Origin of the sequence: Propionispora hippei DSM 15287 (assembly GCF_900141835.1) — a bacterium.
Taxonomy (GTDB): domain Bacteria; phylum Bacillota; class Negativicutes; order Propionisporales; family Propionisporaceae; genus Propionispora; species Propionispora hippei.
In genome coordinates, this window is the sequence record NZ_FQZD01000014.1 from 95,145 (window position 1) to 121,810 (window position 26,666).

Here is a 26,666-nt window from a genome sequence, read left to right on the forward strand (position 1 = left end):
TTTACCTCCCAATGCTTGCAACTGCATTCCAGCTCACTCACGAAATCCGCGCAATTATCGCTCCTATCGCAAGTGCAAACAAAATCCACTAACCATTTGCAGCTTTTACACTTATGGAACGTCTTATACTTTTTGCACGATCCGTCGCTTTTCCTGCCGCTGCCGTCAAGGTCGCATATCCCCGTTTCGGCTAACTCTCCGAACTCTCCGTCACGGTCGAACCAATGGCACGTATCACATGATCTTTTCATTTTCTGCCGCCTCCTGATTTTCCTGCAAAAATTATTCCACTTTTCCTGCAAAAAATATTCTTATTTGTCGCGCCCCCTGCTCCGCTCTGCGCTGAATCCGTCTGGGAACCTAAGCTTCAGCTTTTCGATATTACCCCGCATCACATCGGCCATTGAGAATCCGCCACATTTGCAGGCCAGCGCCACATACCATAGCACATCGCCAAGCTCCTCTTTCATGTGTGGAAGGTCAAGCGTATGCCCCTGATACAGGTGTTTCTTGATCGCGTCAGCAACCTCCCCGGATTCTCCTGCCAAGCCAAGGCCAACATTTCCCCAGTCCACACCGTCCGCTGCTGTCCTCATAGCAAGACGCTGGTATTCCTCCGGGCTGATTCCGTCGCTGCTGAAATACTCCGTCGCACTGTCCAAGGCTGCCTGAAATTCGTCCATATCGCTTTGAGGAAATACGCCCTGCCTGGCCAGCCCTTTCAAGCTCAACTTGATAACCTTCAATGTCTGTGCCTTTTTCTCATCAATCATTTTTCTGATCCTCCTCTTTCTGCTTCTCCACAACATCATTAATATCCTGAACTATATATTTCATGCCGCCATCCATGTGCAACATCGCCCCAATAGACCTGTTGCCGCAAGCATTCGTCACCTGCATGACCTCAACCTCACCGTAAGTATTTCGCACGTCCTCCAGAAAGGCTATTACCTCCGTAACAAGCATCATGATCTCACCGCCTCTCGGCTCCTGCTGGCAACCATATCCTCAAACAAGCCAGCGCACTTGCTGCAAAGGCAGATTATATTGGTTTCGCTCCGTCCCTGCATACCAATCTCGTAGGCCCTGATCTGCTCCATGCTGCCACAGTTTTTACAGAAAATCTCTGGCCCATCATAGGCCGTATTCGGTGTTCCGCTCATTTCTCTGCCCCCTCAAAATAAAGTCTGCTGGGAAGAATATATCTTCTTTCCGCCGTTCAGAAGTGTATCGAACATACTCTCGAATATTGGCACCGGAATGCTGTTTCCGGCCTGCTTGTATAGCGCTCTCCGACTATTCACCGTTGCCGCCGCATCGAAATCTTCGTCTGAATACCCTTGTAGTCTCCAGCATTCGCGCTCGGTCAGGTATCTGTATTTCCCGTTACCTATCGGCAGGCAACCGCATCCCGGTGCTCTGTCTGGCCGCTCGGTTATCGTGTAGCAAAAATCCTTGATGATTGTGATCCTTTGCAACACTCCTGTTTTCCCTATGCAAGAAACCATGCTCGGCGCGGTGATCGTGTACCAATCATCCACCGCTGGCTGCAAAAACGCTTCCAGATTTTCAACCGGCCGTTTCTCCATTTCTGAAAAGTCGAACTCACCACCAAGCATCGAAACGGTAAACACTCTTTCCCGCTTTTGCGGCAGTCCGAAATCCATAGCGTTCAGAACTTTGAAATTGCTCGTATACCCCATGCTGTCCATCTCCGAAATGTACTTTCGGAAATTCTTGTTCATACGCTTAGAAAGAACGTTTTTCACATTCTCCCAGACAACCACTTTCGGCCGCCAGGCTCCCATGTTCCGTATAATGTTGATAGTCTCCCACATTAGGCTCGAACGTGTACCGCTCCCTCGGTCTGCTCCCCTACCGTAGTTTATGCGCCCATCGTCTTTTGTTTGTCTCCCTTGATGCCCGGCAATGCTGAAATCCTGACACGGGCTGCCGTGGATTAGAATGTCCGGCCGCAGATTCCACCCGCATACGTCCTGCGTCTTGTAAGGAAGCTCACCGGTGAACATGGCATTGTAGCTCCTGACCGCCTTTTCGTCTATCTCCACATAGTCAATCGACTTGACCGGTATTCCCATGTTTCGTAGTGCTATGCGTGGACTGCCGATCCCGCCGAAAAGCTCTAATATTTGCAACATCACTGCACCTTCTCAATCATCGTCAGCGTGATATAACCCTCGGACGGGTGTTTCCGATTTTGATCCTGTATCTTTTTTCTCCGTCTGTATGCCGGTGTCAGGAAGAATTTCACGGATTTTTCTTTGATGTCTCTGGCCCGGGCGATCTCCGGTATCGTCCCGTCCATGATGTATTGGTCGCCTTTATACACGGCGTAGATGTTTCGGTTCGTATTTATCGCCATTTTTAATGGCCTCCTTCAAAATGTTTTCAAACAAGCCTTTCTCATGCTTTTTCTCGGCTGGCTTCCGATGATCTTTTTCCCAGCTCTGGTTCAGAAAAGCTGGTTGCACACCTAAAATCTTTTCAATCATCGTAAAACCACCATAAACTTTCTTCATAGATTCGCCGCATTTGGGCCTGACGTCGCTCGTAAGAGCTTTTTGCACTATCGCCTATACAAGTTTACCTAAAGTTATTTTAAAACGCTTGTGGGCGAAATTAACGCTATCTGAATATTTTTCTGCTGCGAAGGTCAATAAGGGTAATCCTGTCCGCCGTATCGAACCCGTATTCATGTAGCGCGGCCCGGGCGGCTTTGAGCGCTGCCTTTAGCCGCCGTGTCTCCTCTGTCTCTACCTTGTGTATGGCCTGCCGGGCGGTCTCGTCTCTGTACCCCTCGTTATTGTACTTTAGGCTGTCCATGCAGCTGCCCTCCCAACACGGCGGGCAGCTCTTTCAGTCCTAAGAAGTCAAGCCCGCACTCATCTTTCAATGCCTGCTGCATATCTTCCAACGTAACCTTCGTTCCGTCGTATTTCATGCAACCAGCGAGGCGTGCCAGCGCCTTATAAAATTTCGTCAGCTTCCCAAGCGGCTGCCCTTTGGCATCAGTTCCCGGTCGGTTACCAAAGCCGAAATCATTATGAAGCACCCACATAACCATCGTTGAGAACGCCATCACTGTATCTTGTTCGATCTTCGGCTGCAGCTCGGCAATGGTCTTTTCCGTTCCTGCTATCTGTATCAGTGCATCAGCTGCCTTACCACTCTTATCCACGTTGGACAAGGCCCTTCTCATGGCCCGCCGCTGCTTTCTTGCTATACTGCTCATTCTCTTTCCCCTCCTCTGGGAATAGCTTCCCTTGATTCTTCTCCTCCACGGCCCGCCGTATGTACGGGTCAGTCTCTGCTTTTAGGTCCAGTGGCAGCGGTATGATGATGATTTCTGCCCTTGGGTTCTTCCGGTCGACTGATACCCGCGTTCCATCCCAATTTTTGATGATCCGGTCGTCAGCCAGTAGCCACGGGCAGACCAGCCGCCGCTTATGCTCAATGGTCTTGTATTCGTCGCTTATTATGTCTGCCGTGGCTTGCATGAGGCCGACCGCGTCCGGGTAATGTGCCTCACTCTCGAGGAAATAATGCACCTGCAACCGTACAGGCCACAGAAAATGCGGCAGTTTCATCTTGTACCGCAGCATATTGATTGCCTCCCGGCAGTGCTTCTCGTATCGTCGATACGCTTTGCTCGGCAACAGGCAGGCATGATTTCGTAGCATCGTCGCGCTGTTCTTCTTTGTCGCTGGCTGCCCGAATATCGTAAATCCGAAGGGCCTCATGCCATTGTTCAATCGGTTCATACTGCCATCCCCCGTGTCCGGTAGTCGTCTCCGTAAAGCCCGACGCGCTCGCACATGCCATAAATCCTGCTCATTATCCGCTGCCCGGGAAGGTCGTCCATATCTCCGTCCTTTCCCCTGATTGACATACGCTCCATCAGCTCGTGTGGAGTGTAATTTGTCGTTATGATTGTCTGCAAGCACTCATTGTAGCGGTAGTTGATGATTGAGAAAAGCTGCTCGCTTACCCATTCTGACATGCGCTCCGCTCCCAAGTCGTCCAGCACCAAGCATGGAGCCTCTCTGACCGTCTGTAATATAGCAGCTGTCCTGCCGCCGTCGAACGTGGCCCGTATGTCTGAAAGTAGGTCAGGTACGGATGAGAATAGAACCGGTTGACCGGCTTTCGCTTTTTCATTCGCGATGATCGCGGCCAGCTTCGTCTTTCCTGTCCCGCGTGGCCCCTCGATAAACAAGCCCCGTCTATCATCTCCTATCAGCCAATGGGCGGCTTTTACTGCCGCCGCGTTATCAGCTGTTACTGTGTAATCAGAAAAAGTATCACGGGAATAAGCCGCCGGCACCTTCGCCGATTTCATGAGACGGTCGATTCTCTCCTGCTGCCTCCGGTGCTGCTCATGTCTGCAAATCCGAACTCCTTCATAAGCCATACCGTTAGATACCTCAATGACTGGTATCATGCCCCGCGCCGTCTGGCGGCACTCTTTGCCGTTGCAGCCCCGGCATATATCTTGCTGGGCCTCAACATCAAGTATCTTTTCCCGGCTCCGCTCCAGCTCCGTCTCCGTCAGCTGGTAAGTCCCACGGATGGACCTGCCTTCTGTCCGCTTCCTCAAAGTCTGCGTATTTATCGTCACGTTCCTTTTTTGAGCGATTGCGGCTATCATTTCCGCGATTCCGTCCATACTGTCTGCCTCCTTTTTGCTTTTCTGCCTTAAATCCGTTCCGCTCCCAATTCATAAGAATGGATGAAATATATTTGACTGACATACCATGCCTTTCAGCCGCCTCTGTGATTGCTGCCAACGTCCACTCTTTTCCGTAGTGATCTAGAAAATCTGAAAGCTGATTCATTTCAATCTCACCAGATAAAGGGTGGATATTGTTTGAGAAAAGGTTGATTACCTCGGAAAAATCTCCGTTGATCTCCTCCCCATCATTTTCCTTGTCCCCCTTAACAACAACAACATTATTTACTTTACTTTCCTTTACTTTACTTTGTGTACTTTCTGTAGCGTTTAAAGTAGTTTCTGTTTGGTTATTGCTTACATTAACTTGGTTATTGCTTACATTAATTGAGTAGATGCTTATATTCCCCATTTTTGAGCTTTCTTCCGGTGAAAACAGGCAATACTCTCTTGCTACCCGTACCTGCGCACGCCTCCCTACCGCTTGCAAATAGCGGATTTGTATCCCGTGAGAAGTAAGAACGCCGTATTTTTCGTATATGTTTTTGTCGAAAAAACCTTCGTTAATGTATGCGGAAACAACTGTTTTTGCATACTCACTGTCTACATTGAGCTTGAAACTAAATAGATATTGTTGACGTTCTGTCCACATCATGTAATATCCATCATGATAAATATTCATCAATATTTTTATGAGCAACCCGAACGCTTGAAACCCATATCTTGATATGACATAGGCAACTTTTTCATCATTGTCTATGTCAACATCAAGCGGGAAATATTCAAGGCCGCTCTTTTGTGGCCTTGCCATAAACGGTCACCCCTTACCGCTGTGCGGCGTATTGGCTGATGTCAGTGACGTTTGAGGCTGCTACCTCCGGCGGCATTGCCGCTGCCCCGTCAACATCTTCTTGCTGCTGATCTGCGAGTTCGTCTGCTTCATCCTGCTGCTGATCCGCTTCCAGCGGTTCGCCATTCCCACCGAAAAGTGATAACTGATTACGTTTGCCGCTTAAATACTTACGGGTCTCTGATTCCAGCTGCCATAAATACTTCGCAGCGGATTCCGTGAAATATTTGCCGGGTGCTTCTTCACTATCGTCTGGCGCGCATTTACGCATCGGAGTATTTATAACGACCTCTGTTCCGGCCTCCGGCAGCGACAACTTGCAGTTGATGATCGCGCCCATCGTGCCATCTTTCGAGTAGTTGAAGGTAACGCCGTAAGGCTTGATACGGGTGTCCGCATATTTCAACGACTTCATCTCGAGGATATTCACCGCCGGAATGATGAGCCTTTCGAACGCCGTGTAAAACTCCGGTGCTGCCTCCTCGGGGAAAATTCCGCTCATCTCATCCTGCGATTCACCGTGTAACATCTGATAGTCAATCTTGATCTTGCCTGTACTCTCGATAACCTTTACCTTTTTGATTCTCAATCCATCTGCCATTGCTTGTATCCTCCTCAAATAATTTTCAAGTCCCACTTGATTGATTGGTATGCGTCCCGCAACTTCGGCAAGTCAATTTTCGGCTTGCCAATCTTTGGGAGCCGTGAAAGAGCAATGAAGAACTTCACCATGCCCAACTCCTGATCCGTGATTTCCTTTGCCATCCTATCCGCCTCCTCTTGCGATATAAACCGGCTTGCCAGTGGCCGCCGCCACCAGTCGCTTAAATTCGACCGGGTCTGCATTGCCAGCCGAAAGGTGTATCAACCAAATTTCCTTCAGCATCGAAAGGTCGTTTATCGCCAAGAAGTCCAACACATTCTCAACACTGAAATGGCTCTTTATCAGCCGTCGTTCCTGCGCCGGGTGTAGTCGTCCAGCCCGTACATTTTCGGCCAATATCTTGTAGCTGTGGTTGGCCTCAATCATGATCTTTGTCAGCCCGGGGAATTGGTACTTGAGATAGTAAGTGTCTGTTGCATATAGCACCTTGTCGTCACTGTCCTGCACGATAAAGCCGCAAGGCTCTCGTACGTCGTGCTGTGTCTTGAATACGCTGGCCGTGATCCTGTCTGTCAGCCGGTAACTGTGATTGTACTCAACAATCTTTGTCCGGTGTCCCAGCGCCCCGATTGCCTCCGCCGTCCCCTGCGTCATGTAGGCATCAACTCCAAGCCGCTGTAGCCCCGTGACTGCGTGAGAATGGTCTCCATGTTCATGTGTCACTAGCAAAGCATTTGGCAGCCTGAACCCGGTGAGCTGCTGTATCTTCCTGGCAGGCAGGCCACAATCTAACATGATCGTGGCCGTTCCATCGGAAAGCGTGTATAGGTTGCCGGTACTGCCGGAAGCATACGCTTTGATGTTCAGCATCAGAATGCCGGGCCTGCTGGGGCCGCCTTTTTTGCTGGCACCTTTTCGGCTTCCTTCGGTGCTTCCTGCTTTACCGGTGCCACCTTTACTGCCGCTGGCTGCTTCTCAATGGCCTTCGGCTCTGCTGGTGCCGGATCGAATACCTCGGCGTTGGCTTGCTCTTTAATCTCGCGGCGTGCAGCATTGATCGGCTTCTGCTCCGGCGTGATGTCAATGATTTCATCATCTGTCTGATAGCCCATTGAAAGCTCCGGCGCTGTCGTCCGAATAAGGAAGGCCGCTGCCCTGTATCTAAGCATCTGCTCCGGCATCGTCTTCCATTTGCTGCCGCTCTTTTTGCTCCACCCCTCTGCATCAGCCATCCCGATTGTGATCTCCGGCCCGGTGATGATTTCCCCAGTGGTCTTCTCTGTCGTGTATGCCACGCAGCCTTGCGAAGATGTCCCCTTTTTGCCGGTTTCTTTGTACTTGATTGACGTATAGCGGCCGCAAGCATTGAAAGTTGAAATGAGGAACTTGCTGCTGAACGCTGGGTTGCCATAGACGATATACATATTCTGCATCAGCATCAGTGGGCTTACGTGCATCCGGGTTGCCATCTCGATTGCGATTACGCAGTTACCAAAATTCTGCTCCCCGCGAAAAGTTTCCGGCACGATTGCCGAATAGCAGAAAACCTTTGCCATGCGCTGCATGAGAGTGAACCCTGCCAGCGACGTAAACCCTGGCGTTACCATTGCCTCCGGGTCTGTATCCACCATTGCCTGATCTTTTACTGCTTGTACTTCATTTGCCATTTTTACTCAACCTCCACATTTAATTTTGTATATTCCTTATCGGCTATGAGCTTAATTAGCTGGCTCTTAACCGGAATCAGGCTTGTATAGCTCTCGCAGTCGTCGATGAATACCGGCAGGCTGTGTTTGTAGTAGCCGCTCAAAGCGTTCAGAATGTCGATAGCGGCTTTCATGCGATTGCCCTTGTTCAGACCGTCGCTGAACGGTACACCGTCAATCAGTGGCTCACAGCATTCCTCCAAGGCTCCGTTGATTTTCTCACTGAACATCTTGAATCTGACATACTTAAAATGGCTGTTGATCGTATCCTCCGTGGCCGTTACCTTTGCCCGCATAAATTCTTCGGTCAAGAAAAGCTGCCGTTGCAGGTCGCTGTATATGCTCCCCAATTCTTTTTCACGGGCTTCCAACTCGGCGATCCGCTTCTTCATGCTGGCTGTCTGGTCGATGGCCGCAATCTTTTTCCGGCGGGCCTCAATGTCCGGGTCAAATAGCGCCGCTTCCTGCTGGGCCTTCTGCAGTGCTGCTTTACTTTCTTCCTGCAAGGCTCCAATTGACAGTTGTATCTGGTGCAGTTCGCTCTTGAGCGACAACCATTGCGGCTGCTCCTCAATGTCTGGCTTTTCCACAGCTTCAACCTTTTTCTGGGCCTCTGCCAGCTGGTCTGCGAGGTCTCCGACGCGGGCCGTCTTGCCCTCGATGTCTGTGTTAAATCCTTTCAGCATCTCGGAATCGCGGTTCCGCTGCTCCATGATCTTCATGCCGTCGGCATTGATTGATTCCAGCTCTTGAGATTTTCTGACGTTGAAATTATCCAAAGCCTTTTTCCGGGTTGCTTCCACTCTTTCCGGCGGAAGCTTCTGTCCGCAGCAAGGGCAGGTGTCGGATATTTCGCCGTCGCTGAACTCCTCATCATTTATCTTCGTCCATCTTGCTCGGAGAGCATCGGCCTTCTTGTCTGCCGTCTCAATGGCACCAGCAAGGATTTTCTTCCGCCCTTCGATGGCTTCAATCTCTTTCCCGATACGCTCAATCTCTGACCGTAAATTCTTTGCGGTGTTGGCATCGCCGGAAACCTGCGTTGAATATTGTGCTTCAAATTCTGCCCGGAACTTAGTCATTCTGGCCTCTACACCGGCGGCCATCTTCTGATTCTCTGCAACCTCGCCGCCGTTCTCAATCCGCAGGATCTGCTTCTGCTTATCGGCCTTCTGCTTCTCAAGACTGGCAAGCTCTGTTTCCAGTGATTCCCGTGCCTGCCCGGCATCCTCCGGTATTGCGTTCGTCAGCTCATCAATGCGGGCCGGGATGGACTTCATTTCCTCGTTGGCCTTCTTGATCTTCGCTGCAATCACTTTGCGCAGGTCTGAAACTGTCCTGCCTTCCAGTAACTTAGTGAGCGGTGCCAGCTGCTCTGTTCCGGCGATAATGTCCTCATCCGATACCGTGCCGCACATATCCATAAGCACCTTGCGGCGCTCCTTCCAGTTCAGGTTGGTGCAAAAATGCAATGGCATTGAAAGGAGTTTAAAAGCATCTTCGGAACAAATCATTGCGATCTGGCGGTCAAAATCCTTCTTCATCATCGGAACGCCGTCGATACTGTAATTGGTCGTATGACCGGCGAACTCGCTCTCTGCTGTCCCGCGCTTCTTCTCCCACTTCTCGACGTATTCCCGGTGGATAGTGATTGGCCGCCCGTCGTCGCGTTCCATCTCTACCTCAACAACGTGCTGCACACCGCCATCGTTTGGAGTGTTGCCATTTTCGTCACGCTTCTTGATCTGTGCATCTACCTGCTTACCGTCGAACCCCTTACCCATCAGCGCCCATGAGTACGCATCAGCAACGGTCGTCTTGCCGGTTCCATTCTCCCCACGGATTGTTACATCTTTGCCAGCGGCATTGATTTCCAGCTTGTCAATGCCCTTAAAATGCTCAATCACGATTCTGTTAAGTCTCATTTTCTTTCCCTCTTTCTTGTGATATAATATAAGTGTTTTCAAAAAGTCTTTCTTGTGGAATCCGCTTTGGTGCCAGCCAAGGCGGATTTTTTTGTGCCTAAAATCTCCATTCCCATGCAGGCTGCTGCCAGCTCCCGCAAGGAGTTGATGCAGGCCGATAACGGCGTTTCTTCATCCTCCGCTATCACATCATCCCGGCAAATATCTTCCAGCCTCTCCTGCGCCTGTAGGGCGTTTCGCAGGCTTACTCTCATCTGCAAGGCCCCATTGGAAACCCCCAGCACATTGACCTTCGGCAACAATATCCTGCCAGTATAAAGCTCATTGCTCAACCAGTAATAGCCAGCTCCGGGCGCTGCGTAAGCATCAACCATCATTGCAACAATACGATCCGGCACCTGCCGCCCTGCCTCGTAGTATGTGAGCGTCCTCGGTGAGATATTGAGCATCTCCGCTGCCCGCTCTCTTGTATATCCGGCACATTGCCGGGCTTGAAACATCACATCTGCGAACCTTCCGTTCATTGTCCGTACCCCCATTCAATGTGATAATTAAAACAGATGGTAACGGTGCTGCATCTTGCGTACCTTCTTCATTTTTCCGTGGCCCTTTGGCACGCAGCTCCTATCGTCTCTGCAAACCGGAACCATCATCCCATGCCAGAACATCAATTCGTATTCTTCCCCGGATGTGAATGTTCTTCCACATAAGCAGCAATAAGTTTTTCTCTTTCTCCTCTCACGCATTGAAGCAAGCCCCCGCCGCAAAAGTCGCCAGCAACAAAGCCCCTCCTATGCACTTCCAGCCAAAGCTACTGAAAAATGGTAACCGCTTAATCTTCATCCGCTTCACCACCCTTGACCCAATAGTTGATTCTGATCTTGTCACCCGGATGAATGATTACGTTCCCTCCCTGCAACCAAGGGTTCAGCTCCTTGATACCGGATTCAAACTCCAAGATGTAGCGCCGCCCGCCGGTATTCTTTTCCAAGTATTCCTCCGATATGTCCCGCAGCGTATCACCTTTCTTGACCGTGTAAGTCTCCTCGACAAGCACCTGATCTCCGTCGTAGTAGCCGGTCGAAAGGAACGCTGCCCCAATCACCGCTCCGCAGATGATTGTCTTTTTAATTGCCAGCTCAACGAATCTTTTACGCCGACGCTGTTTCTCCACCATCTCCATAAAGTCGTCCATCTCTCTTGTCAACCTCCTTCAATGCTGCCTCTATTGATTCCCAAGATTGCTCAACCAGTGATCCGGCCATCTCTCCTATCGTTCTGTCTGCGTCCTCTCTGTGGAACTTCCTAGAAATCAGCTCACCTTTTCTGTCCAGCGTGACCGTAACCAGCTTTCTCATCTCCTTTCGTTATTTTCTGCCATTGTCGGTTAAAAATAACCTTTAGTAGTTAAAAATTAACTGGCCATGACGAGCTTTGCACCAATAAAGCTCAAAATCTTTTGTGTCTCCCCAATGGAGAAGTTGTTTTTCCGGAGCTTCTTGTAGAATGTTGATTCCGGGATTCCTACGTTATTCGCAACGTACTTGTACTTGTAATTGTGCCGCGCTATCTCTGCCTTGATCGAGATTTCCATCTTATCGCCTCCGTTCTTTTTGTCCCGATGTGGTTATTTTTAACCTCAAGTCTATTATGCTCCTTCGCAGCAGAGAAGGCAAGTTATTTTTTACCTTTTTTGGCTTTTTTTAATCTTTATAGGTCTTTTTTAACCAATGTAGTATAATGTTAGCGAGGTGTTTTTTTATGAGCGCAGAATACTCGTCCAAGTTCCAAGCCCGTATGAATGAGCTGTTTCGCAAGGCTCAAGATGAAGATCCCAAACTCACAAAAGGTCAATATGCATCCAAAATTGGCACTACCTTAAATTCCTTGCGCGGTTGGTTACGCGGCTCTGGACAGCCGGACGCTGACGGTCTGGCCCGTATAGCTGCTGCTGAAAATGTATCTGTTGATTGGCTCGTTGGCAAAGCCACTTCCCCTGTGCATAAAAAGTTAGGTCATGAAAAAGAGCAACTTATCAGTCGAATAGCGGATGCTGACCTTGAAACGTTTGACAAAATGGTGCAATTCATGAATTATCTTGAGTACGAAAAGAAGGCAAAGGATATGACCGGTGGAGAAAAGGAATCATCAAATTAACGGTTTTTGCTTCACGATGTCCGTCACTGGATAAAATGGCACAAAATGTAGAGAAGGTGTGAAGATGAATATCGAAGATATGAAGTCTATTCCCGGTATGCGGGTTCGCTGGTGCCTGTCGAATAGCCATGGTGAATCTGATATATGTGACGAATATGCTTCTGGCGGTCAAAACGGTGACGGTATATACGAACCGTCCGAATGTCCAGTTTTTCCTGCTCATGACGGCTGCCGCTGCTACCTGTCCCCGGAACCCATGGAAGCCGGTGCTATGATTGACAGTATCAGGGAATGGAAAAGGAATCCATCATCCCGTCCCGAAATAGAATCATGGTATCAAAATAACAAGGATAAATTTTGACTGGAGGTCATATCATGAATGCTTTTCTGGGATTCGCCATGCTGGCATCTATTATCGCTGGGGCTGCTTCGGTGGCCGGTATTATATTCGCTCTTGTCAAGCACAGACCCAAAAATAAGTGGGCTGTCTGTATGATCTGCAGCGTGATCGTGTTTGCCGCTTCCCTCTGCACATACGAAGTATCTACGCCAAAAGAAAATCGTCCTGCCCCTTCTGCTGCAACTGTTCAGCAAGAAGCTCCGGACAACGGCGAAGGAAGTTCAACTCAAGAAGAACCATCTCCGGCCAAGCAGCAACCTATTTGCCCGGTAGCTGGAATCGGTGATACGGCTGATCTGTTTTCGGATAAATACGGCGAAGGCAAGGATAACGGTATTGGACATAGGTATCAAAATGATAAGATACTCGTTATGGAGGTCAATGGTCTTGCCCGTAATGTAACGGTAAATGAAAAATCCGGTAAGAAAATGGAGCTTGATAGTATATCTGGTTTCCTTCCGTCTGATATGAAGATTGTCAAAGAATACAGGGACGAATCTGAAACATATCCTAAGTTCATATACATTGGTGAATCTGCTGCTTTGCAGAAGGTTTTTCCTGATGATAAAGGCAAATTTGTCGTGATACAAAAAGTATTTGCGAACGAGGGTAAAACTGTATTTATTATCGGCACTGGCGAAAACCCGTGATCCGCTTTCAAAGCTCCGTTGAAAGCAGCATGACAAATTAAAAGAAAAAATGAAAGAGCCGCCTCCTCTGTAAAAAGGAAGCGGCTCTAATCTATGAAAGGGTGCTTGAGAATGAACGCTGTTATATATGCCCGGTACTCATCCGATAACCAGCGCGAAGAATCTATCACCGCGCAGCTCCGTGTCTGCCGGGAATACTGTCGCAAAAAAGGGTATATACTCACGCACGAATACACTGACGAGGCTATGACCGGCACCAACGACGACCGGGCCGGATATATTCAGATGATAAAGGATGCCCAAAAGCATCTATTTGATATTGCCATATTCCACAAAATCGACCGGAACGCCCGCAATGAATACGACTATTACATCAACAAGATGAAGCTGCTCCGGGCTGGAATCCACGTTGAATATGCCAGCCTAGGTTTTGACATTGAAACCCCGGAAGGCCAACTCATGGAAAATCAGCTGGTAGGAATCGCTGCCTATTACTCCCGCAACCTTTCAACCGAAGTACGCAAAGGCCTCAAAGAAAATGCCCTGCAGGCGATTCATTGTGGCGGCCGTCCTCCGTTCGGCTATAAAGTCATAGAAAAGAAATATTATATCGAGGAGCATGAGGCTATGATTGTCCGCTTTATTTTCGATATGTATGTCAAAAACTATACCTATGGCCGTATGGTTGCCGCCTGCCGTGATAAGGGATATAAGACAAGAGCGGGCCGGGACTGGTGCAAAAACTCTTTGCGCGAAATCACCCGGAACAACAAGAAGTATTCCGGCGTATTCATATACGGTCGCGAGAATCAGTCAAAGCTATATCCCGGTCGAAAGAATGAGATAATAGAAGTACCGGGCGGTATGCCAGCAATCATAGATCCTGAAACATATCGCATCGCACATGATCGTGAAAAGAATTTCGTGTTTACCCAAGGGCAACATCATGCCAAAGTGAACTATCTGCTGTCCGGTCTCATCTATTGCGGCGTATGCGGCCGTGCCATGGTCGCCTGCCGGGCAGTGTCAAACGGTAAACGCCCATACGATTATCAATATTACAAGTGCCGTCAGAACGTCGCAGGAGCCGAGCAGTGCAAGGTAAAGACGATACGCAAAGACTTTATCGAAGGTATAGCTAAAAAGTACGTGAAGGGCATCGTAGGCAGTAAGGAAGCCGTCGAAGATATCTGCCACTCCATAAATGAGCGTGTCGAGAAAGAGAACAAGACCGGTTCGAATGAAGTAAGGGCACTTGAGCGTGAGGAACGCAGTCTCAATCGAAAGATGGAAAACTTGCTCAATATAGTCGAAGATGGTGCATTATCTGACGTGATCCGTGGACGCATAAAGACCTTGCATGAACGTCTTAGCCAAATATCGGACCGTATGATTGAGCTTCGGGAAGAAGATAAGCCTAAGCTAGATGCTGATCGCGTGTATGAGGCCATCAAAGTATGGCAGGATGCAGAAGATGATGCTAGCTTAGCATCTATGTTTAAAGCATTCATTAGCCAGATAAGGGTTTTTCCTAAAACGATAGAGATTGATTTCTTCCTCGACATCAACGGAAGAAAATATATCATGAAACAAAAAAAGAGGCCGGTATAAAACCGGCCTCCCCAGCCCGTCAAATATGGCGGGCTTTTTCTTTCTCCATTTCCAACATTCGCTGGCGCTTTTTCTCTTTTGCCAGCTTCTTTTTTGTCCTATTCATGGCCTTACTATAGCAAAGGTTCTATCATAAAAGAGGTGATGATGTCCACTTTTCAGTGAGCAGCTTAGCCAACTATTTTTACGGTATACGTTCCGCAACACAATGACAAATCTTTTTTAGAGGTGAACAATAATGAACGTGAGAAACAAACTCATCCTTGTCTTTTCCTTATTAGCAGCTATCATTTTACTTGTATCGACAGGCGCCGGCTATATTTTCACTAAAGAGCAACTGACTAAAGAAATCTACAGTACCTTAGACAATGTCTCCAAAGCGCAAATACATAAACTGGATGCCTGGCTGGCCAATAAAGCCAGAACGTTGGAAATTACCGAATCCACTATTCAAAAGACCACCAGCGGTAACGTGACACCGGTCCATTTATCGGGCTATAAAACGGTGGACAAAGAACTGTCCGATATGTATATCGGCACGCCTGAAGGCGTTATGATTGACGGCAGCGGCTGGACTCCTCCCGCCGGCTACGACCCCCGGACCCGTTCCTGGTATAAACAGGTCAGTGCCGAAGGGAAACTGGTCTTTACCGACCCCTATCTGGATATGGTAACTAACCAAATGGCCGTATCAGTGGCAATGCCTATTAAAGGAGAGAACGGGCAGCTTAAAGCCATCATGGCCGAAGACATTCTGCTGCAGACTCTGGTGGATATGGTAAAACAAATCAACCTCACCGGCCAGGGCTATGCCTTCCTGCTGGACAGCAAGGGCGTTATGCTGGCCCATCCCGACCCGAACATAGTTTCTAAAAACATTCTTGAGGACAGCCAGTTTAAAGCTTTGTCCGATCTGACGAAAGAGGCCATGGGTAAGAACGATGTCTTTAAGACTTATCAGGAAAATGGACAAAACATGCTGGCAGTCTTCAACACCATTCCCACCACCGGCTGGACTCTTGTCATTAACGTACCGGAAAACTACATCTACCAACCTCTTACTACGCTGCGCTGGCTGTTTATCGGCATTGCCTTTTTATCCATCCTGATTGTTATTGGTGTAACCTTCTTTATTGCCAAACAAATCACCAGGCCGTTGGAAACTTTGGCGGTAAAGTTCGACTTGCTGTCTAAAGGCGACCTGACTGTTCAGACCGAGGTAAAGGGCAGGGATGAATTTGCGATCCTGGCCAAAGGGTTTAATTATATGGTGAATAATCTGCATGATATTATCCGTCAGTTGCGGGCCAACGCCGAAACTGTAGCCTCCTCTTCAGAACAGCTTACAGCCAGTGCCGAGCAATCGGCCCAGGCCTCCTCCCATATTGCTGAAAGCAGCATGAAACTGGCCGAAGGCAGTGAAAAGCAAATCAACAGTATTGATGCGGCAACCACCAGCATCAATGAAATGGCGGCAGGCATTCAGCATATCGCCGCCAATACCCAGTCAGTGACCGCTGCCAGCGAAGCCACCGCCAATGCCGCGCAAAGCGGCGGCAAAACGGTGGAAGCTGCCGTTCAACAAATGGAAATCATCTCTAAGACGGTACTGGAATCGGCCGAGGTGGTCAGCAAATTGGGTGAGCGCTCCAAAGAAATCACCCAGATCGTCGACACCATTTCCAGCATTGCCGGCCAGACCAACCTGCTGGCTCTCAATGCCGCTATTGAAGCCGCCCGGGCCGGTGAGCAGGGCCGCGGCTTTGCCGTAGTAGCCGACGAAGTCCGTAAACTGGCCGAACAGTCCCAGGAATCGGCCAAACAGATCGCCGAGTTGATTACCGAAATTCAACGGGAAACCGATCGGGCCGTACAGGTCATGCAGGACGGCACCCGCGAAGTGAAAAACGGCTCCAAGGCCGTTGATACCGCAGGCCAGTCCTTTAGCGAAATTACCGGTCTGATCAGCCAGGTATCGGCCCAGATCACCGACATGTCGGCTGCCATTCAGCAAATCGCCGCCGGCAGTCAGGAAGTGGTCACCGCCGTGAACCGGATTGACGAAATCGGCAACCAGTCGGTGGAAGAAATCGCCAACGTCTCGGCCGCCGCCCAACAGCAGTCGGCGTCCATGGAAGAAATCGCCTCCTCCAGCAGTCACTTGTCTAAGCTGGCCCATGAGCTCGACCAACTGGTGCATAAATTTAAAATTTAGCCTTAATAAAAATAAGTCCCCGACCGATTGTGGTTGGGGACTTATTTTTATACAAAATTCGACATCATTAATCATAAAATAACATATTTTACCTTGAACATCACTTTTGTAAGAACTATAATAATCCATGCATATGGGCAATAAGTCTATGCTTTGAAATACATTTGCAAAAATAAAAAATATCAGAGGTGACTGTCATGACCGTAAGAACCCGCCTTATTCTTATTTTCTCTCTTTTGTCCGCCGCCATGCTCTTAATTGCCACAAGCACAGGCTATTTTTTTACCAAAAGCCAATTGGATGAAGAAATTCACAAGGAATTGGCGCTTGTTTCTCAATCACAAATCCACCAACTGGATGGCTGGCTGATTAACAAGACCAAGATCTTAGAATCCACCGCCTCCACCATTGAAAGCACAACCGGAACCGCCACCGTCCAGGGGCCTCATTTATCGGGCTATCAAAAAATTGACAAGGGAATTCTCTCCGTATATATGGGCACCAGTGACGGGAAAATGATTGACGGCAGTGGCTGGACACCGCCGGCCGATTACGATCCCCGGACACGTTCCTGGTATACTCAGGCCATGCAAGATAAAAAACTCACCTTCACCGATCCTTACATAGACGCCGATTCCAAACAAATGGTTGTATCCGTAGCCTTGCCGCTTACCACGCCGAACGCTCAAAACACAGCGGTCATAGCGGAAGACATTCTGCTGCAAACGCTGGTAGAAACAGTTAACGAAATTAAAGTTAACGGTCAGGGCTACGCCTTCCTGTTGGACAGTAAAGGCTTTATGCTGGCTCATCCTGACCCGAACGTAGTGTCCAAGAACATTTTGGAAGACGGCCAGTTTAAAGCCCTGGCTGACCTGACGAAGGACGCTCTCGGTAAAAACAATGTTTTTAAAACCTATCAGGAAAACGGCCAACACATGCTGGTCATTTTCAACACCATCCCCTCCACTAACTGGACTCTGGGTATCAGCGTACCGGAGGATTATATCTACCAGCCGCTGACCACGCTGGGCCGGCTGTTTATTGCGATTGCTTTACTGTCCATCTTAATCGTCATTGCTGTCACCTACTTTGGTGCCAAACAAATCACCCGGCCGCTGGAGCAACTGGCAGTAAAATTCAACTCCTTATCGCAAGGCGATCTTACTATTCAGACCGAAGTAAGAGGTAAGGACGAATTTGCCGCGTTGGCAAAAGGGTTCAATTACATGGTAAACAATTTACGCGACATTATCCGTCAGCTACGAACTAACGCCGAAATCGTAGCTTCCTCGTCCGAACAGCTCACCGCCAGCGCCGAGCAGTCGGCTCAGGCTTCCGGACATATTGCCGAAAGCAGCATGAAGCTGGCCGCCGGCAGTGAAAATCAGCTTAATAACATTGATACAGCCATGACCAGCATCAATGAAATGGCCGCAGGCATTCAGCATATCGCCGCCAATACCCAGTCAGTTACCGCCGCCAGTGAAGCCACTGCCAATGCCGCCCAAAGCGGTGGCAAAACAGTGGAAGCCGCTGTCCGGCAGATGGACGTCATTTCCCGGACAGTCCTGGAGTCGGCGGAAGTGGTTAGCAAATTAGGCGAACGCTCCAAGGAAATCACCCATATCGTTGACACCATTGCCACCATTGCCAGCCAGACCAACCTGCTGGCGCTCAATGCCGCTATTGAAGCGGCCCGGGCCGGGGAACAGGGCAAAGGCTTTGCCGTGGTAGCCGACGAAGTACGCAAACTGGCCGAGCAATCACAGAATTCGGCTAAACAAATTGCCGGACTCATTACCGAAATCCAGCAAGAAACCGACCATGCCGTATTGGTGATGCAAAACGGCACTCATGAAGTGAAAAACGGTACAGCCGCCGTTCATACTGCCGGTCAGTCCTTCACTGAAATTACCGGTCTGATCAGTCAGGTATCGGCCCAAATAACCGACATGTCGGCCGCCATTCAACAAATCGCCGCCGGCAGTCAGGAAGTGGTCGCCGCCGTAAACCGGATTGACGAAATCGGCAACCAGTCAGTGGAAGAAATCGCCAATGTCTCGGCTGCCGCCGAACAGCAATCGGCTTCCATGGAGGAAATCGCCTCTTCCAGCAGTCACCTGTCTAAGCTGGCCCATGAATTGGACCAACTGGTTCATAAATTCAAAATCTGATCACAGGATCAAACTGCAAAATATAAAGGACGGTTATTCTCGCTTTGAGAAATAACCGTCCTTTCCATTTCGTGCCGAATCACGCTACCATCCCTCTCTTGTATCCTAACATACTACTTGCCAAACAGCAGACTGCTGAGAAGAATCAGAAAGACGAGCGAGGAAATCCCCACGTACAGCCAATCCTTTTCCTTAAGAAACACCAGAATGGATACGCCCACCCGCAGCACCGGCGTCAGGATTAGACAAAACAGGCCGCTTTGAATGATAGCAAAAGGCTTTAACTGCAAGGCTCCGGCAAAAAACTCCTTGATACTGGTCGGATAGCTGTGCCCAGGATAACCGCCTTCCCCGGTATGAATAAACCGGATTAGTCCAAACAGGATAATCACCGCACTGACCAATACACCAAACCGCAGCGCCTTGCTTACAAACAGCTCCACCTCACGCAGTTCGGCTTCGGCGTCTTTTTGCCTATTTGTTGCATCCGTCGTCATATTCTAACCCCCAATCCCTGTCCCATCATCTGCAGGGCGATGTAGATCAGTACAGGAATAAACAGCTTTCGTATGGTCTTGCTTTTTAACCGCTGCATGACTCTAGCCCCCAGGGTCGAACCCATTAAAACACCCAGTGCCACCGGTGCCGACACCGCCGGGTTGATATCGCCGCGACATAAGTAGATCACCGCACTGGCCGCACCGGTCACTCCCATCATGAAATTACTGGTCGCACTGGATACTTTAAGCGGAAGCTTCATGAACATATCCATGGCCATCACTTTGAAGCTGCCGCTGCCAATTCCCAGCAACCCGGAAATTACGCCGGCCAGATACATAACCCCAAAGGCCCCCGGCACATTGTCCACATTGTAAACGACATGCTTGTCCAGGGCTTTATCATAGTATTCCCCCTGTAATTTGAGCGTCTTAGCCGCCCCGCTCAAAGGAACATTCTCCGGCAGCTCCTGTTTGGTCTTTTTCAGCATGGCCAGCGCCGAATAGAGAAGCAACAAGCCGAAAATAATATACAGCAGTTGCGGCGCGATCATACCGGCAATCAGCGCACCGGTAATGGCTCCCACAGTCGTGGCAATCTCTAAAAACATGCCTACCCGGATATTGGTGATTTTGTCCCGGATATAGGCAATGGCCGCCCCGCTGGAGGTAGCGATGACCGAAATCAGGCTGGCGCCGATGGCGATCTGAATATCGATCCCGAACAGCAGCGTCAGCACCGGCGTCACAATAATACCGCCGCCCAGGCCTAATACCGCTCCCAACATTCCTGCAAATATGGAAAATAGCAATATTTGCAGTGTCATACTTGCCATTTGTTTCGCCTCCTTTGTAAAGCCGCGCCTGTCCAAACATCTGACAGCCACGACAGCGCCATGTCCGGTTTTCTCTTTCCTAGCCGCCGGACGTGACCCGCTTTTAATAGTATCACATTTCCCCAGCCATTACCAACCCTTCCGGTCACTATTCCAACCTTCCCAACGGTTCAGCCAAAAACATGGCAGCCCTCGATAAAATCGCTTACTACCCTAAACCGCTATACTATAAACAGGGAGGATCCTATATGCTGCTTCGCTTCGGGTATGTCGCCATTGCCCTGGATGTGCCTCAGGGCTCGCCTAATAAAACGGTTACCGTAAAAGTACTGGAAAAGATCACCGACCCGTCAGGACGCCTGCACCGTCTGCGGCGCATCCTGCGGGAAAACCTGGAAACCACTCTGCGGGTGCTGCGCTACAATGCCAAAAACAAAATCCATCTCTACCGTTTCACCTCTAAGACAGTCCCTTTAGCCACCCATCCGCTAACGGCCGGCTGGAACTATATTGAGGAATACCGACCCCAATGGGAAGAATTGGGCGACTATATTCGCCAGAACGACCTGCGGGTAAGCGCTCATCCCGATCATTTTACCCTGCTCAACAGTCCGCAACCTGAAGTCCTGGCAGCCTCACTGCAGGATCTCGAATACCACGCCCGCCTGTTTGACGCTATGAAACTGCCGCTGGGGCCGCAGCTTGTCCTGCACATCGGCGGTCTGTATAAAGACAAGACTGCCGCGATGGACCGCTTTGTCCAGCAATACACCCGCCTGCCGGCTGCCCTTGGGCAGCGGCTTATGCTGGAAAACGACGACAAGAGTTATCATGCGGCCGATGTGCTGGCCCTCTGCCGTAAGACAGGCTGTCCCATGATACTCGATGTCCACCATCACGCCTGCCTGCCCTGCGATATACCGCTGACGAAGCTCTGGCCGGACATCGTGGCCACCTGGCAGGGCAAACGGCCCAAAATCCATATATCCAGTCCAAAAAGCGCCAAGGATTTTCGCAGCCATGCCGATTTTGTCAATGCCGCCGATCTGACTGAGTTCCTTGCCGTAGCCAAAGACTGCGGCCAAGACGTTGACATCATGGTGGAGGCCAAGCAAAAGGACCTGGCCCTCTTCCGTCTGGTGGAAGACTTGGCCCGGCTGCCCGGCATAACCCGGGTGGAACCGGCGGCGCTGGAACTGTAAGCCGGCCCAAAAACACCTTCCTGGGGTTTGCCGGTCTGCTTTTCAGGACCCTATAGCACTTAAGCGCCAGCCGCCCCGTCCGTCCAGTTCCAGCCGGCGCCGGTGATAAGTCAACAGAGTCCGGCGGTGACCGACACTGATCAGGGTGGTTTGCGGCAGCCGCCTTCCGACTGTCTCGTACATAAACCGCTCAGTTTCCTCATCCAGGGCGGAGGTCGCCTCATCCAGGAAGAGCCAGTTGGGCCTTTGCAGCAGCACCCGGGCAAAAGCTACCCGCTGCTGCTCGCCCAGCGACAGCACCTTATCCCACTCCAGCACCTCCTCCAGCCGCCCGCTTAAATGCGACAGGCGGCACAGCTCCAATGTCGCTACCAGTTCCTGCCCGTTGACCGTTCTTGCTGTCCCCGGATAAAGCAGCGCCTGGCGCAGCGTACCGATGGGCATATATGATTTTTGCGGAATAAACATGACAGCCGCCGTCTGGGGCTGTCTGACATGTCCGGCAGCATAAGGCCAGATTCCCGTCAAAGTCCGCAGCAGTGTGCTTTTACCGCAGCCTGACGGACCGCAAATCAGCACCCGGTCGCCTGGCTTGAACACAGCCGTAAGCTGTCGTACCAAAAGCTGGCCGTCCGGCTTCTGGACGTCCAGCGCGTCGATGGCAAAACCGGTCTGCGATCCCTGTGTCCGTTCCAGCCGGTCATAGGCGGATGGCGCCATATGTACCAGCTCCATATACACCAAAAAATGATTAAGCCGGTTAATGACCGCCCGCCACTGCGCCAGCCGCGTAAAGCTGTCAACCACAAAAGAAAAGCCGCTTTGCACATGGCCATAGGCATCGGCAATCTGAAACATCTGCCCCAAATGAATCTGGTTGCTGAAATATCGGGGAGCAGCCACCAGCACGGCAAAAATCACCGCCGTTTGGGAGTAGCCGCTGGTGAGCCACAGCAGTTTGCGGCGCACACTGCGAATCTGCAGGAAATTGTCCATAATGTACCGGAACTTACCCAGGGCATGCAGTTCTTCCTGGCGCTCCCCCTGGTAAAAGGCGATGCTTTCGGCGTTTTCCCGCAGACGGGACAGGAAAAACCGGAAATCCGCTTCAAAGCGCTGCTGGTCATAATCAAGCCGCACCAACGGCCGCCCCAGCTTGACTGTCCAATAGGTGCCGGCGCCGGCGTAGAGAAAAGCCATCCAAACCAGATACCCGTATACAGGGATGACCGTATCGCCCAGCCGTAGCGTTAACACTCCTGACAGGTTCCACAAAATATAGACGAAGGACGATACGGTAACCAGATCCTGCAGCAGATCAAGCGATAACCGGAGCGTAAGCTGAACAAACTGTTCCACGTCTTCGCTAATCCGCTGGTCCGGGTTATCCGCCTCATTTCCTGCCAGCAGTTGGAGCCGGTAATAGGTCTGCCCTTGCAGCCAGTGCGACAAATATTCCTTGGTCAGCCATCGCCGCCAGCGAATATGCAGCAGCATGCGGGCATACAGTTGATAACCACGCAGTACAACCAATACCAGCGACAATACACAAAAGGTGATAATAGAATGAATAAAGCCCTGCTCATCATAGCTCTGAATGGACTGATAAAAGGCGCTGTGCCATACGTTAATCCGCGTCGAAATATATACGGTTCCCAAATTCAACGCCACAACTACCAGGAGCAGCCTCCAGGCCGCCCACTTTTCCTCGGACAACCAAAAGGCCCTGGCAATTCGCCATGCCCGTTTCAGCACAATACCACGCCGCATACCGCATTCACCTCTTTACTTGTATATTCCAAAGCCGGCGGTGTCATTCCCTTATCGGTCAGAGCGTGTTTCAAACTAGCGTAAGAATCCATAACGAGTAATTTTTGCGCCAGACGAGGCAACCTGGGGCCGGAACAATAGCACAAAAAGCGCCGTCAGGTCTGGAGATTGTTTAAACCCCCGACCGCTCCCCTGCCTGCTGCGGCGCTTTTAGCAAGAAAAAATCCGGTATACGCTGTTTGCAAAGCGTATACCGGATTTATCTGTTTTAGAACCTGTATGCAACCATTAGGAAACGCTAGAAAAATGGTCTCGCCGGACGAAAAAGCCGCTCACTTCCAGCATTCCAAGATTGAATCAGCTTCTTATCCTTTCGGATAGTACGGCATCATCGGGGGACTCTGCGGCCACAAAGGTCTGTTGCCAAACACGCTGGCTGTGATGCCCAGGGAGACGCTGACATTACACCGCCGGGTACAGCATTTGTGCCGCAACCATTCATCATATTCATACAGATACGGTAACTCACTGTCATCATCTTCTCCGTAGTAATTCCGCCAGTCATCACAGTCCGCATCAACATAATCCGCATATACCCGGGCCGTAGCTGTCATACCATAACAGGCTCCCGGCACATACACGGCAGCAGTAAACCGGACGCGCCGCAATGCCACGGCATGTACCGACTGACTGGGTACACAACCAACATATAACAGCTTTACATCGAAATGGCCGCGGACAATGACTTCATTCATCACCACGTCTACACAGGTAACCCGCAACCGGTGCACATAAGCCCGGATGACCTGTTCAATGGCAGGCCGGCGGCGGGGGACAACAATACAAATGTCTATTGACTTGGAAGTGGTTCTACGGCCTATCAGTTGCTCGGTCAGCATCGGCCGGATATAGTATGGATAACCGTAGTCATAGCCAGGGTGAGGGAAATGCCTGATCCAGTGTCTGTTCATGGAATCACCTCTTTTCATAACAGGTCTACTGTATTATATGCAGCACCTGTACAAGGTGAAACTATCCCCAGCAAAGGAGGTCATCAAACCTCAGTTATTCCTATAGATTTTCAATCTGCCAGTCAATCGGTGTTTTGCCCATGGCCACCAAAAGCTGATTAGCCTTGGAGAAAGGCTTGCTTCCAAAGAAACCCTTGGTAGCCGACAAAGGACTAGGATGGGGAGAAGCCAGAATCTGGTGGCGGGGATTGGTAATCAGCGCCCGCTTTGAATGGGCATGACTGCCCCAGAGGATAAACACCAGCGGATCGGTCCGGTCATTTAAGAGGCGAATCACTTTATCGGTGAACATCTCCCAGCCACGGTTCTTATGGGAAGCTGCCTGACCGGCTATCACTGTTAGAACGGTGTTGAGCAGCAGTACCCCCTGCTCAGCCCACTTTTTCAAATACCCGTTATTCGGTATATAACACCCTAGATCGTCCTGCAATTCTTTATAAATGTTCAAAAGCGAAGGCGGCGGAACAATCCCCGGCTTAACGGAGAAGCTAAGGCCATGGGCCTGGTTCGGTCCATGATAGGGGTCTTGTCCCAGAATGACCACCTTTACCTCCCGGTATGCCGTGAAATGAAGGGCATTAAAAATATCATATTTGTCAGGATAAATTCGCTTGGTTTGGTACTCTCTGATTAACCATTGTCTTAGCTGCAGGTAATACTCCTGGTTAAACTCTTCTTCCAGCAGTTCCTGCCAGTCGTTTTTTAATATGCTCATCTTCATCACCAGTATCATTATATCATGGACTAGTACTCCACTAACTTTCAAATTGTAAATTAAATTTGGAGAGGATTTCTGTAAAGTAAATCGGTCAAATTGGTTGAAGCACTAACCTAAGCGGATGATGATCTTTGGCGAAAAAAACAGGCCCTGACCGGCGGAATCTAGGTCTCGCCAGCCAGGGCTTTGCACCGCTTCAGACAACACAAGTACCGGAATTGGGGCCAATGGCCGCAATGTTTCGGGCATTAATTGCCACCAGATTACCCGGCAGGAAGCTGCCAAACGGGCAAGTCAACTGGATAACCAAAAACTCATCGGCGCCGGACACATTGACAAACGGCGACAGGGAGCCAATCAACGGTGAAAGGCCATTGTAAGTGGACAATGTCTGGGAACAACCAAAGTTATTGCTCTGCGGATCAATGATGCCTAAGAACGTCCCCTGAATCGTGCTGCCGTCGGTTAATACCACCGACAGACTGACGCCGCCGGTAAAATTCAAGCCATGTCCTTTTAATCTCATATTCCTACTCCTTTACCTAATAGTAATAGCAACCTACTATATACTATGTAAACAAATGGAATATGCGCCTGCTTAGGAAAAACATTTTGCCCGTCCTGCCTTCAGCACGCAGGCAGACAAAGCGCCGGAGGGGCTTTTCTTACTCCTTTTTCCTTGCTATTTATCAATGATACTTACAGGAGTTATTCCCTGCTTTTTCTATTTCCTTTTCCGGCAGGGAGTAAAAAAACAGCCTTACACCTTCCTGCAGTCAGAATAGGGAGGCTTAGGTCTCATTAGTCCTAAACCTCCCTAACTATACAAGGAAAAATATAATTCCAGGTACCGCCAACTAATTACTATTAAGCGAACATGGCCGTAACAGTAATCGTTCCACCTGGCGAAATATAGTCGTCAACATTGATGGTAATACTATCACCACTATCAATCGTATTAATTCTCGTACCGTTAACATAAATTTCCTCATAGATAGTATTATTATTGGTAATCGTAATGGTCATACCGCTGGAATAGGCCACAGTGCCCTCCAAAGACAGCGAAACGGAAGTCGGCAAAACTGCGCCATTTACAATCGTGATAGTTTGCCCTGTTGCACTTCCTGTTGCTTTCGTATACGTTTCCGTCCTGATAGTATTATCCCGCTCTACTTTCTGCAGCAGCTTATAGCTTAGGTCACGGGCGTATTGCTGCTTGCCCGCTTCATGGGCACTGTCTTTCAGCGATGGCTTAAACCCATCTGCCAGTTGGAACATCACCTTGCCGTACCAGTTCCCCTTGTCCACATTGGAGCGAATATAGCCGCCTTCCAGAGCCAGTCGCGGCGTAATCTGCAGGCTGCTGCGCAGCTTGTAGCCCTGCTCGTCCCTGCTGTACTTGTTATCATAGTAAAAACCGGAAGCATATACGCTCAGCCAGGGTGCTTTAGCCAAGGCAGTCCCCGCTTCATAGTCGAAACCCCTGACCGCTCTCACATACAGGATATTATTGCTCGCATCGGTTTTACCGGTATTTTTTTCTCCAGAAACAGGTAAATATACATTCGCCCGGTATTCCCCTAACCCGTGGAAATATTCCGAGCCAAGTCCAATCCGGGACAGATTA

33 protein-coding genes are annotated in these 26,666 nt (G+C 49.8%); 7 read left to right on the forward strand and 26 right to left on the reverse strand.

From position 1 onward, the window contains the following. Positions 1–311 precede the first annotated feature (311 nt). From F3H20_RS10120 to F3H20_RS10200, 19 genes are all read right to left on the reverse strand, one after another. Positions 312–773 carry a nucleoside triphosphate pyrophosphohydrolase family protein gene (locus F3H20_RS10120; RefSeq protein WP_223191715.1) on the reverse strand — a complete coding sequence of 154 codons (462 nt, stop codon included), beginning with the start codon at positions 771–773 and terminating at the stop codon, positions 312–314. Beyond that, on the reverse strand, positions 766–969 hold the full coding sequence (locus F3H20_RS10125; RefSeq protein ID WP_149734808.1) for a hypothetical protein: 204 nt from the start codon (positions 967–969) through the stop codon (positions 766–768). The genes F3H20_RS10120 and F3H20_RS10125 overlap by 8 nt, the downstream gene beginning before the upstream one ends. Further along, complete coding sequence (locus F3H20_RS10130; RefSeq protein WP_149734809.1) at positions 966–1,163, reverse strand: hypothetical protein; 198 nt, start codon at positions 1,161–1,163, stop codon at positions 966–968. The genes F3H20_RS10125 and F3H20_RS10130 overlap by 4 nt, the downstream gene beginning before the upstream one ends. 12 nt (positions 1,164–1,175) lie before the next feature. Beyond that, positions 1,176–2,159 (reverse strand): DNA cytosine methyltransferase, encoded by a 984-nt coding sequence (locus tag F3H20_RS10135; RefSeq protein ID WP_149734810.1) that lies wholly within the window; start codon positions 2,157–2,159, stop codon positions 1,176–1,178. Further along, a complete protein-coding gene (locus tag F3H20_RS10140) occupies positions 2,159–2,383 on the reverse strand; it encodes a hypothetical protein (RefSeq protein WP_149734811.1) in 225 nt (74 codons plus the stop codon). Before F3H20_RS10140 ends, F3H20_RS10135 begins: the two co-directional genes overlap by 1 nt. Continuing rightward, positions 2,343–2,513 carry a hypothetical protein gene (locus F3H20_RS19895; protein WP_188128275.1) on the reverse strand — a complete coding sequence of 57 codons (171 nt, stop codon included), beginning with the start codon at positions 2,511–2,513 and terminating at the stop codon, positions 2,343–2,345. The genes F3H20_RS10140 and F3H20_RS19895 overlap by 41 nt, the downstream gene beginning before the upstream one ends. Positions 2,514–2,646: 133 nt before the next feature. Continuing rightward, positions 2,647–2,844: a hypothetical protein gene (locus F3H20_RS10145; protein ID WP_149734812.1), complete on the reverse strand. Its 198-nt coding sequence runs from the start codon at positions 2,842–2,844 to the stop codon at positions 2,647–2,649. Continuing rightward, positions 2,822–3,253 (reverse strand): hypothetical protein, encoded by a 432-nt coding sequence (locus F3H20_RS10150; protein ID WP_149734813.1) that lies wholly within the window; start codon positions 3,251–3,253, stop codon positions 2,822–2,824. The genes F3H20_RS10145 and F3H20_RS10150 overlap by 23 nt, the downstream gene beginning before the upstream one ends. Continuing rightward, positions 3,192–3,701, reverse strand: a complete 510-nt coding sequence (locus tag F3H20_RS10155; protein ID WP_188128276.1) for a hypothetical protein — start codon at positions 3,699–3,701, stop codon at positions 3,192–3,194. The genes F3H20_RS10150 and F3H20_RS10155 overlap by 62 nt, the downstream gene beginning before the upstream one ends. A 77-nt stretch (positions 3,702–3,778) precedes the next feature. Continuing rightward, complete coding sequence (locus F3H20_RS10160; protein ID WP_316843068.1) at positions 3,779–4,462, reverse strand: ATP-binding protein; 684 nt, start codon at positions 4,460–4,462, stop codon at positions 3,779–3,781. A gap of 67 nt (positions 4,463–4,529) precedes the next feature. Further along, positions 4,530–5,501 carry a Lin1244/Lin1753 domain-containing protein gene (locus F3H20_RS10165; RefSeq protein WP_149734814.1) on the reverse strand — a complete coding sequence of 324 codons (972 nt, stop codon included), beginning with the start codon at positions 5,499–5,501 and terminating at the stop codon, positions 4,530–4,532. Positions 5,502–5,514: 13 nt separating this feature from the next. Further along, complete coding sequence (locus tag F3H20_RS10170; RefSeq protein ID WP_149734815.1) at positions 5,515–6,141, reverse strand: hypothetical protein; 627 nt, start codon at positions 6,139–6,141, stop codon at positions 5,515–5,517. 14 nt (positions 6,142–6,155) lie between these two features. After that, positions 6,156–6,305, reverse strand: coding sequence for a hypothetical protein (locus F3H20_RS19900; RefSeq protein ID WP_188128277.1), 150 nt, complete (start codon positions 6,303–6,305; stop codon positions 6,156–6,158). Position 6,306: 1 nt separating this feature from the next. After that, positions 6,307–7,014, reverse strand: a complete 708-nt coding sequence (locus tag F3H20_RS10175; protein WP_149734816.1) for an MBL fold metallo-hydrolase — start codon at positions 7,012–7,014, stop codon at positions 6,307–6,309. Further along, entirely contained in the window at positions 7,014–7,811 is a 798-nt protein-coding gene (locus F3H20_RS10180; protein WP_149734817.1) for a hypothetical protein, read from the reverse strand. The genes F3H20_RS10175 and F3H20_RS10180 overlap by 1 nt, the downstream gene beginning before the upstream one ends. A gap of 2 nt (positions 7,812–7,813) precedes the next feature. After that, positions 7,814–9,775, reverse strand: coding sequence for an ATP-binding protein (locus tag F3H20_RS10185; protein ID WP_149734818.1), 1,962 nt, complete (start codon positions 9,773–9,775; stop codon positions 7,814–7,816). Positions 9,776–9,813: 38 nt separating this feature from the next. Next, positions 9,814–10,299, reverse strand: coding sequence for a helix-turn-helix domain-containing protein (locus F3H20_RS10190; RefSeq protein ID WP_188128278.1), 486 nt, complete (start codon positions 10,297–10,299; stop codon positions 9,814–9,816). A 308-nt stretch (positions 10,300–10,607) separates the two neighbouring features. Further along, entirely contained in the window at positions 10,608–10,970 is a 363-nt protein-coding gene (locus tag F3H20_RS10195; protein ID WP_223191716.1) for a LysM peptidoglycan-binding domain-containing protein, read from the reverse strand. A gap of 219 nt (positions 10,971–11,189) precedes the next feature. Continuing rightward, positions 11,190–11,369, reverse strand: a complete 180-nt coding sequence (locus F3H20_RS10200; RefSeq protein WP_149734820.1) for a hypothetical protein — start codon at positions 11,367–11,369, stop codon at positions 11,190–11,192. 167 nt (positions 11,370–11,536) lie between these two features. On the opposite strand from F3H20_RS10200, the gene F3H20_RS10205 reads away from it, so the two are divergent. The 6 genes from F3H20_RS10205 to F3H20_RS10230 all read left to right on the forward strand — a co-directional run bounded on the left by F3H20_RS10205 (position 11,537) and on the right by F3H20_RS10230 (position 18,985). After that, positions 11,537–11,932 carry a helix-turn-helix domain-containing protein gene (locus F3H20_RS10205; protein ID WP_149734821.1) on the forward strand — a complete coding sequence of 132 codons (396 nt, stop codon included), beginning with the start codon at positions 11,537–11,539 and terminating at the stop codon, positions 11,930–11,932. A gap of 64 nt (positions 11,933–11,996) precedes the next feature. Continuing rightward, on the forward strand, positions 11,997–12,293 hold the full coding sequence (locus F3H20_RS10210; protein WP_149734822.1) for a hypothetical protein: 297 nt from the start codon (positions 11,997–11,999) through the stop codon (positions 12,291–12,293). Between the two features lie 14 nt (positions 12,294–12,307). Then, positions 12,308–12,982 carry a hypothetical protein gene (locus F3H20_RS10215; RefSeq protein ID WP_149734823.1) on the forward strand — a complete coding sequence of 225 codons (675 nt, stop codon included), beginning with the start codon at positions 12,308–12,310 and terminating at the stop codon, positions 12,980–12,982. A 111-nt stretch (positions 12,983–13,093) separates the two neighbouring features. Further along, positions 13,094–14,593 carry a recombinase family protein gene (locus F3H20_RS10220; RefSeq protein WP_188128279.1) on the forward strand — a complete coding sequence of 500 codons (1,500 nt, stop codon included), beginning with the start codon at positions 13,094–13,096 and terminating at the stop codon, positions 14,591–14,593. A gap of 238 nt (positions 14,594–14,831) precedes the next feature. Continuing rightward, complete coding sequence (locus tag F3H20_RS10225) at positions 14,832–16,808, forward strand: methyl-accepting chemotaxis protein (RefSeq protein WP_149734825.1); 1,977 nt, start codon at positions 14,832–14,834, stop codon at positions 16,806–16,808. A gap of 197 nt (positions 16,809–17,005) precedes the next feature. Then, the gene (locus tag F3H20_RS10230) at positions 17,006–18,985 is read left to right on the forward strand and encodes a methyl-accepting chemotaxis protein (RefSeq protein ID WP_149734826.1); all 1,980 of its coding nucleotides are present in this window, start codon (positions 17,006–17,008) and stop codon (positions 18,983–18,985) included. 113 nt (positions 18,986–19,098) lie between these two features. On the opposite strand, the gene F3H20_RS10235 is transcribed toward F3H20_RS10230, so the two are convergent. Both F3H20_RS10235 and F3H20_RS10240 read right to left on the reverse strand, forming a co-directional pair. Next, entirely contained in the window at positions 19,099–19,482 is a 384-nt protein-coding gene (locus tag F3H20_RS10235; protein ID WP_149734827.1) for a DUF1634 domain-containing protein, read from the reverse strand. Then, entirely contained in the window at positions 19,479–20,318 is an 840-nt protein-coding gene (locus tag F3H20_RS10240; protein WP_149734828.1) for a sulfite exporter TauE/SafE family protein, read from the reverse strand. Before F3H20_RS10240 ends, F3H20_RS10235 begins: the two co-directional genes overlap by 4 nt. A 248-nt stretch (positions 20,319–20,566) precedes the next feature. Here F3H20_RS10240 and uvsE point away from each other — a divergent pair, with 248 nt between their 5' ends. Continuing rightward, entirely contained in the window at positions 20,567–21,520 is a 954-nt protein-coding gene (gene uvsE / locus F3H20_RS10245; RefSeq protein ID WP_149734829.1) for a UV DNA damage repair endonuclease UvsE, read from the forward strand. Between the two features lie 42 nt (positions 21,521–21,562). On the opposite strand, the gene F3H20_RS10250 is transcribed toward uvsE, so the two are convergent. The 5 genes from F3H20_RS10250 to F3H20_RS10270 form a co-directional block, all read right to left on the reverse strand. Further along, complete coding sequence (locus tag F3H20_RS10250; protein ID WP_149734830.1) at positions 21,563–23,290, reverse strand: ABC transporter ATP-binding protein/permease; 1,728 nt, start codon at positions 23,288–23,290, stop codon at positions 21,563–21,565. A 365-nt stretch (positions 23,291–23,655) separates the two neighbouring features. After that, positions 23,656–24,261 (reverse strand): DUF3794 domain-containing protein, encoded by a 606-nt coding sequence (locus tag F3H20_RS10255; protein WP_188128280.1) that lies wholly within the window; start codon positions 24,259–24,261, stop codon positions 23,656–23,658. 100 nt (positions 24,262–24,361) lie between these two features. Next, positions 24,362–25,036: a uracil-DNA glycosylase gene (locus F3H20_RS10260; protein WP_149734832.1), complete on the reverse strand. Its 675-nt coding sequence runs from the start codon at positions 25,034–25,036 to the stop codon at positions 24,362–24,364. A 199-nt stretch (positions 25,037–25,235) separates the two neighbouring features. Next, positions 25,236–25,565, reverse strand: a complete 330-nt coding sequence (locus tag F3H20_RS10265; protein WP_149734833.1) for a hypothetical protein — start codon at positions 25,563–25,565, stop codon at positions 25,236–25,238. Between the two features lie 341 nt (positions 25,566–25,906). After that, the coding region (locus F3H20_RS10270; RefSeq protein WP_188128281.1) for an inverse autotransporter beta domain-containing protein at positions 25,907–26,666 on the reverse strand (760 nt) is incomplete at its 5' end.

Bases quoted from the DNA above. Each gene is read 5' to 3' on its own strand.
- F3H20_RS10120 (WP_223191715.1), bottom strand. From the start codon at position 773: ATGATTGATGAGAAAAAGGCACAGACATTGAAGGTTATCAAGTTGAGC.
- F3H20_RS10125 (WP_149734808.1), bottom strand. From the start codon at position 969: ATGATGCTTGTTACGGAGGTAATAGCCTTTCTGGAGGACGTGCGAAAT.
- F3H20_RS10130 (WP_149734809.1), bottom strand. From the start codon at position 1,163: ATGAGCGGAACACCGAATACGGCCTATGATGGGCCAGAGATTTTCTGT.
- F3H20_RS10135 (WP_149734810.1), bottom strand. From the start codon at position 2,159: ATGTTGCAAATATTAGAGCTTTTCGGCGGGATCGGCAGTCCACGCATA.
- F3H20_RS10140 (WP_149734811.1), bottom strand. From the start codon at position 2,383: ATGGCGATAAATACGAACCGAAACATCTACGCCGTGTATAAAGGCGAC.
- F3H20_RS19895 (WP_188128275.1), bottom strand. From the start codon at position 2,513: ATGATTGAAAAGATTTTAGGTGTGCAACCAGCTTTTCTGAACCAGAGC.
- F3H20_RS10145 (WP_149734812.1), bottom strand. From the start codon at position 2,844: ATGGACAGCCTAAAGTACAATAACGAGGGGTACAGAGACGAGACCGCC.
- F3H20_RS10150 (WP_149734813.1), bottom strand. From the start codon at position 3,253: ATGAGCAGTATAGCAAGAAAGCAGCGGCGGGCCATGAGAAGGGCCTTG.
- F3H20_RS10155 (WP_188128276.1), bottom strand. From the start codon at position 3,701: ATGCTACGAAATCATGCCTGCCTGTTGCCGAGCAAAGCGTATCGACGA.
- F3H20_RS10160 (WP_316843068.1), bottom strand. From the start codon at position 4,462: ATGATACCAGTCATTGAGGTATCTAACGGTATGGCTTATGAAGGAGTT.
- F3H20_RS10165 (WP_149734814.1), bottom strand. From the start codon at position 5,501: ATGGCAAGGCCACAAAAGAGCGGCCTTGAATATTTCCCGCTTGATGTT.
- F3H20_RS10170 (WP_149734815.1), bottom strand. From the start codon at position 6,141: ATGGCAGATGGATTGAGAATCAAAAAGGTAAAGGTTATCGAGAGTACA.
- F3H20_RS19900 (WP_188128277.1), bottom strand. From the start codon at position 6,305: ATGGCAAAGGAAATCACGGATCAGGAGTTGGGCATGGTGAAGTTCTTC.
- F3H20_RS10175 (WP_149734816.1), bottom strand. From the start codon at position 7,014: ATGCTGAACATCAAAGCGTATGCTTCCGGCAGTACCGGCAACCTATAC.
- F3H20_RS10180 (WP_149734817.1), bottom strand. From the start codon at position 7,811: ATGGCAAATGAAGTACAAGCAGTAAAAGATCAGGCAATGGTGGATACA.
- F3H20_RS10185 (WP_149734818.1), bottom strand. From the start codon at position 9,775: ATGAGACTTAACAGAATCGTGATTGAGCATTTTAAGGGCATTGACAAG.
- F3H20_RS10190 (WP_188128278.1), bottom strand. From the start codon at position 10,299: ATGAACGGAAGGTTCGCAGATGTGATGTTTCAAGCCCGGCAATGTGCC.
- F3H20_RS10195 (WP_223191716.1), bottom strand. From the start codon at position 10,970: ATGGACGACTTTATGGAGATGGTGGAGAAACAGCGTCGGCGTAAAAGA.
- F3H20_RS10200 (WP_149734820.1), bottom strand. From the start codon at position 11,369: ATGGAAATCTCGATCAAGGCAGAGATAGCGCGGCACAATTACAAGTAC.
- F3H20_RS10205 (WP_149734821.1), top strand. From the start codon at position 11,537: ATGAGCGCAGAATACTCGTCCAAGTTCCAAGCCCGTATGAATGAGCTG.
- F3H20_RS10210 (WP_149734822.1), top strand. From the start codon at position 11,997: ATGAATATCGAAGATATGAAGTCTATTCCCGGTATGCGGGTTCGCTGG.
- F3H20_RS10215 (WP_149734823.1), top strand. From the start codon at position 12,308: ATGAATGCTTTTCTGGGATTCGCCATGCTGGCATCTATTATCGCTGGG.
- F3H20_RS10220 (WP_188128279.1), top strand. From the start codon at position 13,094: ATGAACGCTGTTATATATGCCCGGTACTCATCCGATAACCAGCGCGAA.
- F3H20_RS10225 (WP_149734825.1), top strand. From the start codon at position 14,832: ATGAACGTGAGAAACAAACTCATCCTTGTCTTTTCCTTATTAGCAGCT.
- F3H20_RS10230 (WP_149734826.1), top strand. From the start codon at position 17,006: ATGACCGTAAGAACCCGCCTTATTCTTATTTTCTCTCTTTTGTCCGCC.
- F3H20_RS10235 (WP_149734827.1), bottom strand. From the start codon at position 19,482: ATGACGACGGATGCAACAAATAGGCAAAAAGACGCCGAAGCCGAACTG.
- F3H20_RS10240 (WP_149734828.1), bottom strand. From the start codon at position 20,318: ATGGCAAGTATGACACTGCAAATATTGCTATTTTCCATATTTGCAGGA.
- uvsE (WP_149734829.1), top strand. From the start codon at position 20,567: ATGCTGCTTCGCTTCGGGTATGTCGCCATTGCCCTGGATGTGCCTCAG.
- F3H20_RS10250 (WP_149734830.1), bottom strand. From the start codon at position 23,290: ATGCGGCGTGGTATTGTGCTGAAACGGGCATGGCGAATTGCCAGGGCC.
- F3H20_RS10255 (WP_188128280.1), bottom strand. From the start codon at position 24,261: ATGAACAGACACTGGATCAGGCATTTCCCTCACCCTGGCTATGACTAC.
- F3H20_RS10260 (WP_149734832.1), bottom strand. From the start codon at position 25,036: ATGAGCATATTAAAAAACGACTGGCAGGAACTGCTGGAAGAAGAGTTT.
- F3H20_RS10265 (WP_149734833.1), bottom strand. From the start codon at position 25,565: ATGAGATTAAAAGGACATGGCTTGAATTTTACCGGCGGCGTCAGTCTG.